This is a genomic window from Methanobrevibacter sp., from assembly GCF_017447225.1.
GTDB lineage: Archaea > Methanobacteriota > Methanobacteria > Methanobacteriales > Methanobacteriaceae > Methanocatella.
On sequence record NZ_JAFSNZ010000005.1, the window covers coordinates 1 to 6,515 of the forward strand.

The following is a 6,515-nucleotide window of genomic DNA, read 5'->3' on the forward strand; positions in this document are numbered from 1 at the left end:
ATTTCATAAATTATCACCTTTATTAAATTATCTAATGTAACATCATTATATCCAATAATAAATTGTTAATAAAATGTTTATACTTTTTGGATAATATATTCACCGATATAATTTAAAGAATCTTTTTAATCAAACATCAGTTACTTCTTTGAATTTTTCCCATATCTTTACCATCGCATAGGTATCCAGTTTACAGTATTCAAGCAGTCCATTTCTTATTTTTTCCTGTTCCTGAGGAGTCTTATCTTTCAGGCTCAAAAATGCATTTGATGCCTCATCACCTTTATGTATTAATGACAGTTCACTGTAGTCAAGTTCCGGGTCATCGGGATATAATGCTGGCAATACATATTTTATTGAATATGATCCTTTCATTTCCCGGGTATAATAGTCCCTGTTTCTAAATGGTATCATCAAATCAACCATATTTTCATTAAACCGCTCCATTTCGGCTTTTAAATCCGGAAACATTTGTCCTATTTCCTTATTGCGGGTTGCTTCAAATGTTTTATTATATACGATTACGCTTCCGTCATCAGGCATGTCCTTAATCATGTTTTCGGCGAATGTCCGGATTATATTAACATCCCAAACATCTGCCAGAAACTCCTTGTGTTCCAGGGGCGCATCAGGTTTTTTAATAATGTGCAATGAGTACTGGAAAGGAATCTGCTGATAGGGCTTTGTATTTTCATATTCCGGAACTGCATACTGACAGCTTTCATAATCAATGAAATATAAGGGGTATTTAAGTGAATCAAGAATATCTCTTATGGCATTTTTGTTTATTTTCGGCTCTCTATCATTCAGTTCAAAATCAATCTGCTCCAGGTATTTTATATTTAAATTCTCTTTTTCCAAATCCTTAAATGAGATTTTGCCATCACAATATTTTTCAAATTTTTTTGATATGGCCATGCTGCTGATGTCAAAGACATTTGGGCTTGGCAGGTCTTTTGTACAGTAATCCCAGAAACTGCATGAATATGGCTCAAAGCAGAATTTTCCAATATCTTTAACAGGTTCTCTTTCCCTGTCATGGGATTTCATAAAATCACGGATAAAATCAATGTTATCTTTTATTTCACTCTGTTTTTGCAGGGACAAATCAGTTATATCTTCAATTTTAAAGAGCCCGTTTAAATCCAGTTTCCTGCCACGGACATATTCATTGTTGATATAAACGATACATACCTTTTTAACGTTTAAACCAAGATTGGACAGGACATAATGCTGGAATGAGGCATCATCAATGTAGATGTCCCTGATTTGTGTGGAGCTTTTAACTTCATAAATTTCCACCCCATCCAAATCATTTTTAAGAATATCAACACTGCAGAAGTTGTTATCCCAGCTGAATGATGCTTCAGTGATTATGTTTGGTTTGATCTGCAATAATTCTTTAGTTTGTTCTAACTGCACACTTAAATCTTTATTATAGGCAATATCTGTGTAATGGCCGAATAATCCTTTTGCAAGCTCACCGACTTGCCTTCCCTTTTCAAAAGTGGCCTCACTAGATTCGGATTTTGAAAATTCGGGTTTAAATCTCTTTAACCATAAGATTTTTTCACACTGAACACAGCTGCAATAGCTTGATTTTGATAACTGAATTTTATTCATGACATGACCCCTTTATGATTTAAATTATAATTTATTAACTATCTCATAAATAGCTGATTCATAGAAGAATATCTATCTAAAAATATTCTGAAATTAGAAGTCATATTCTACATCATATTCTTTTTTGAATATTTCATTAGAAAAATATTCGTTTAAACTTAAACCCCAATTATATGCATGAGTTTTTAAAAGTAGTTTTCAAATAGTTGATTGCAGAAGTTACTGTAGAGATAACCTATCATGTAAAATTAATTTTTCATTTAGACCAAATCTATATATATATATATATTGATAGAATTTTAATCACACAGATATATAACACGTGATTTAATAGATAATCTGGAGGAAAAAGAATGAATATGAAAAAATTAATTTTATTTACCATAATATTAATGATAACTATTTCTTCATTAAGTATGGTTAGTGCAGAACTGTTTGGTTTTGGCGAAACAGAAAAAGAAGATGTAACATTTAGTGATGATTCCAATAATGCTCTTTTTACAGCTACTGTTGATAAGGGGACTTTTGAAAGATCTTCAAGTTTCAGTGGTTCAGTAGTTCCAAGTAGTGATTCAAGTATTGATTATCCTAGTATTGGATACACTTGTTCTTATAATGGTACAGAACTGTTTGTACAGTATAAACCTCTGACCAGTTATGAATATGCATTAGACTATTATTCTAGTAATTCTAGTTATAAAGTCACTGAAAATGATAATATTTTTGTTTATGATGGAACTGATGAATATGGACATAATGAATGGAGAGTAGTTATATCTGATGGTAAGCAGGGTATTATTGAAATTTCAAAAAATGAAGTAACTGATTTTAATGACGAAGATTATAATCTTATAAAAGAATTCATTGATACAATTGATACAAATATCCCAAATTCAATTACAGTCGATGGAATAACTTTAAAATATGATTAGAATAGATGAAAAATCTATTCTTTCATTATTATTTATAATATCTTTTTTAATAGCACTATTGATGAAATATTATCTGGAATTAATAAAATTTAATATTTTTTCAGATAATATTGCTTTTGTTGTTAATGTCATGGTTATGAATCCACTCACTATGTTTTCCAATAGCTGCCTTAACAATGACATCAAATTCATCATTCCGGTTTTGAATATTTCAGCAGGTAATCTACAATTAAAAATTAGAAACTTTCCATAAAATTAACTTAATTCAATGGCAACTGCTAATTCATCATTATATTGGTATCTTTCTTATGGACCACATTTACCGTTATTCAATATAGAGTGACTTAAAAAAACATCTTTACCTAGAGATAAAAAATTTTTCACCGCCAAGTATAAATACAGTTGTGTATAAATTATTATTAACTTGTAATATTTTAAAAAAAGGAGGCAGTAAAATGGACAAATGGACACCTGGAGACCCGGCGGACTGGGGTGACGGCTTATGCGCACCGGACCTTCCATATATGGGATATCTGAAAGATGATGATAAAATCCCAGAGGATTCATCCGAAAGATTTACTGAAGAGGAATTCGCAGATAAACTTGAAAATATTCTTAATAAGGTAGTTTATGACAAATCGGCAATTGACCAGCTGGTTTTAAGGTCAATGATACTGATAAATTCAAACGGCTGCCGGCTTGTTTCAATTGAGGAAACTGACTTTATGAACATTGATTTTGTTTTCAAAAAGGAGCATGAATACTTCACTACAACCTACACCTGTCTTTTCAGCCAGGAATATCATGCATCAAGAATCTTTGAGGATTTCAGTGAAACCCATGACCATACAAGACTTCTTCAAAACGAAAAATTTCAAAAAGCAATAAAAGACTGTGAAAACACTACCGGTTTTAAGTTCATTGAAGTGAGAGGCGGCTACGGATCAAGGCTGGATGAAAACAGGTTCGATTTCCTATTCACTGATAGCATCTACATTGTTGCCCGTTTTGATATGATGAACGGTCATACTGCAGTTTTTAAAATTGATTTGGATGAGCTGAAGCTGAGTGATGATTACATCAAATACTGATTATTTTAAGAGTCTCATCCGGGGATTATTAAAAAAAAGAGTGTAGGGAGGTTGATCCCTAACTTGAAATTGTAATTTTATTTGCAATGTTCATTCCATTGTAGCTTGAGGTTATGATGTATTCACCGGCCATCAGATTAATGTTTAAACGGGCTACACCATCCTCGCCGGTTGCTCTTTCATAAAACACTCCATTTACATTGAATGTCACGTTCTCACCGGAATATGGCCTGCCCTGACCATTTAGAAGTTTCACTTTAAAAACAGATCCGTCATGATATTTCATATTCAGATTCTCGGCTTCAAGAACCGGCAATACCGTAATGGTGTTTGACGTCATGAGACCATTATAGCTGGCAGTGATAATATAAGTGCCGGGAGACAGGTTGATGTTGAGCTTAGCGTGGCCTGTTGCATTTGAGGTTCTTTCATAGAAAACTCCGTTGATGTTGAATGTTACGTTTACGCCTTCACCGACCGGTGAGCCCTCATCATCAAGAAGCCTTACAACATACTGTGAATCGTTTTTATAATACTTGACCAGATCAGTATTTTCAGCAATATTCGGCAATACCCTAACAGTATTGGAGTAATATTCACCTGATTCGGGGTTTTTGGCTGTTATGATATATTCACCGGGACCCAAATTGATATTTAACCGGGCAACACCATCCTCATCGGTCAGTCTTTTATAGAAAACACCGTTGATGTTGAATTCAACCTCAGTATTATTTTTCAGGCGATAACCATTAGAATCCCTGAAAGCGGCCTGATACTGGGTTGCGTTTCTGAACGTTTTTGTAATGTTATCACCATCTACTGTAGACCATACGGTTACCACAGTTCTTGTCACAGCATCGGCGTATGAGGCGGTTACATTATACTGACCGGCCTTCAAATTGATGGCTATTGAGGCAATGCCTTCCTCATCAGTGGTTCTTGTATAATTCTTTCCGTTTATACTTATATTAACCGTTGCATTGGCCCGGATTTTATCGTCTTCTATGACACGAATCTCCAATTTCTCAGATCCGCCGTAATATTTATCCAATCCCCAGGAATAGATGTATGCCTTTACAAGAGCATAATCGTTATCTGTAAAAGTGCAGTTGTCCAAATCGGAATATACCTTATATGCCCACAATGCTTCGCCCTTATCGGCTGAGTTGTTTTCAAAAATTGAATCATCAGCGTTTAAGATTCCGAAAGAATAAATGGCTCCTCCCTTGGAAGAGGCGTATTCATCATAACATGAAGCGCGATTGTTTGTGAAATTTGAACCGTGAACATTTACTTCGCTGGCTATGATTGCACCGCCCATAGCTGAGGAGGATGACTCCCAGCTTGTAAAACCTGCAATGCTGTTGGAGTCAAAAACGGAATTGCTGACATCCACGCTTTCGCCATAAACAGCTCCGCCATAAACATTAACACCGGATAAATCATTGTCTTTGAAAACGGAATCTGTAATGCTGAGATTACCTTTAGAATATATGGCACCGCCGGAAGAGCCGTAACATGAAACTCCATTTGAGAGGAATGTTGAATTGACTATATCCAAATCGCCGTCACAGTAAAGGGCACCTCCTCCGCAGGAATATTCGCCGCTTACGAAATTATCCTCAAAATAACATCCTGATATCACAGTGCCGTTTCCGCAAATGCCCACAGCACCACCATAGAGATTAACCAATCCACCAATACGGTTGTGCTCGAAAATACAGTTGGATATGAGCGTATTGCTGCCGTTTATAAAAAGTGCTCCGCCTTCGCTATAAGTTTCAAATGAATTCCGGTTGTCTTTGAAAATGCAGTCGTAAATTTTCACATTGTTTCCATAAACGGATACTGCACTTCCCCAGTAATCCGCATTAATAAAAGTAATGTTTTTTAAAACCACATTATCTGATTTTACAGACAAAATCTTAAATCCGCAAGCATCAAGGGTGTGGCCCGCCCCGTCAATCGTGATATTTTTGTTGACTGAAATGTAAGTGTCCTCAGAATAATTATATGCATAGTCCTTTTCAAGAATTAGTGTTGATGCATTATCTGCCAGGTCAACTTTTTGCTGGAGCTCTGTAAAAGTTCCGTTATCAGCACTTCCGCCAATTGTCTGGTCTGCAGCTGAAACACAGGAAAGTGTGAATATGAATGCCGCCAGACACATCAGCACAATTATCTTTCTCATTTGATAAAACCTCCTTAAATATGATTAAAACTATATCTAAAAAGGTATAAAAACATGATGATTTTATGAAATCATTATCAAAAAAGCACAGTCTTTAATGGTGATAATTTAAAAAAATATTATTGTTAAGATGATTATAAGAATCATCCGAACAATCAATTATTTAATGTCTTTTAATGGAATACTGAATTTTTCAGAAATCTCTTCAGGAGTCATGGAATCCAACAATATTCCAATGAATTTATTCCTTTCTTCTTCTCTTCCTTCTTCTATTCCTTCTTCTCTTCCTTTATTTTCTCTAAATTCTCCATATTCATCTTGCCATTTGAAAAATTCCTCATCCTGAGATTCTTCCACTTTAATCATCTCCATCAAATCTTTTCTTTTCTCACTGTCTTTTACATATTAGTCAATGTTCAACCACATTGTAGCCTGCAACCGGATACGATTCTCATCACTGATTAATCCATAATATAATTACATAACCTTGAATTCATTTAAAAGTTCCCATATAATGAATATTTATGATGATAGACAGTATTAAATGGTGAGTATTTTAAAAAAATATTATTGTTAAGATGATTATAAGAATCATCCGAACAATCAATTATTTAATGTCTTTTAATGGAATACTGAATTTTTCAGAAATCTCTTCAGGAGTCATGGAATCCAACAATA

The 6,515-nt window shown here is 34.3% G+C and carries 5 protein-coding genes; 2 read left to right on the forward strand and 3 right to left on the reverse strand.

Annotated features, from left to right (window positions below; all coding sequences use genetic code 11):
- Positions 1 to 129: 129 nt before the first annotated feature.
- On the reverse strand, positions 130 to 1,623 hold the full coding sequence (locus tag IJQ68_RS00425) for a DUF2779 domain-containing protein (protein WP_292795506.1): 1,494 nt from the start codon (positions 1,621 to 1,623) through the stop codon (positions 130 to 132).
- 353 nt (positions 1,624 to 1,976) lie between these two features.
- Here IJQ68_RS00425 and IJQ68_RS00430 point away from each other — a divergent pair, with 353 nt between their 5' ends.
- The gene (locus tag IJQ68_RS00430; protein ID WP_292795508.1) at positions 1,977 to 2,555 is read left to right on the forward strand and encodes a hypothetical protein; all 579 of its coding nucleotides are present in this window, start codon (positions 1,977 to 1,979) and stop codon (positions 2,553 to 2,555) included.
- 455 nt (positions 2,556 to 3,010) lie between these two features.
- Positions 3,011 to 3,646 carry a hypothetical protein gene (locus IJQ68_RS00435; protein ID WP_292795511.1) on the forward strand — a complete coding sequence of 212 codons (636 nt, stop codon included), beginning with the start codon at positions 3,011 to 3,013 and terminating at the stop codon, positions 3,644 to 3,646.
- A 58-nt stretch (positions 3,647 to 3,704) separates the two neighbouring features.
- Here the strand turns inward: IJQ68_RS00435 and IJQ68_RS00440 are convergent, their stop codons facing one another.
- Entirely contained in the window at positions 3,705 to 5,837 is a 2,133-nt protein-coding gene (locus tag IJQ68_RS00440) for a right-handed parallel beta-helix repeat-containing protein (protein WP_292795514.1), read from the reverse strand.
- Between the two features lie 159 nt (positions 5,838 to 5,996).
- Complete coding sequence (locus IJQ68_RS00445) at positions 5,997 to 6,194, reverse strand: hypothetical protein (RefSeq protein WP_292795517.1); 198 nt, start codon at positions 6,192 to 6,194, stop codon at positions 5,997 to 5,999.
- Between the last annotated feature and the right edge of the window lie 321 nt (positions 6,195 to 6,515).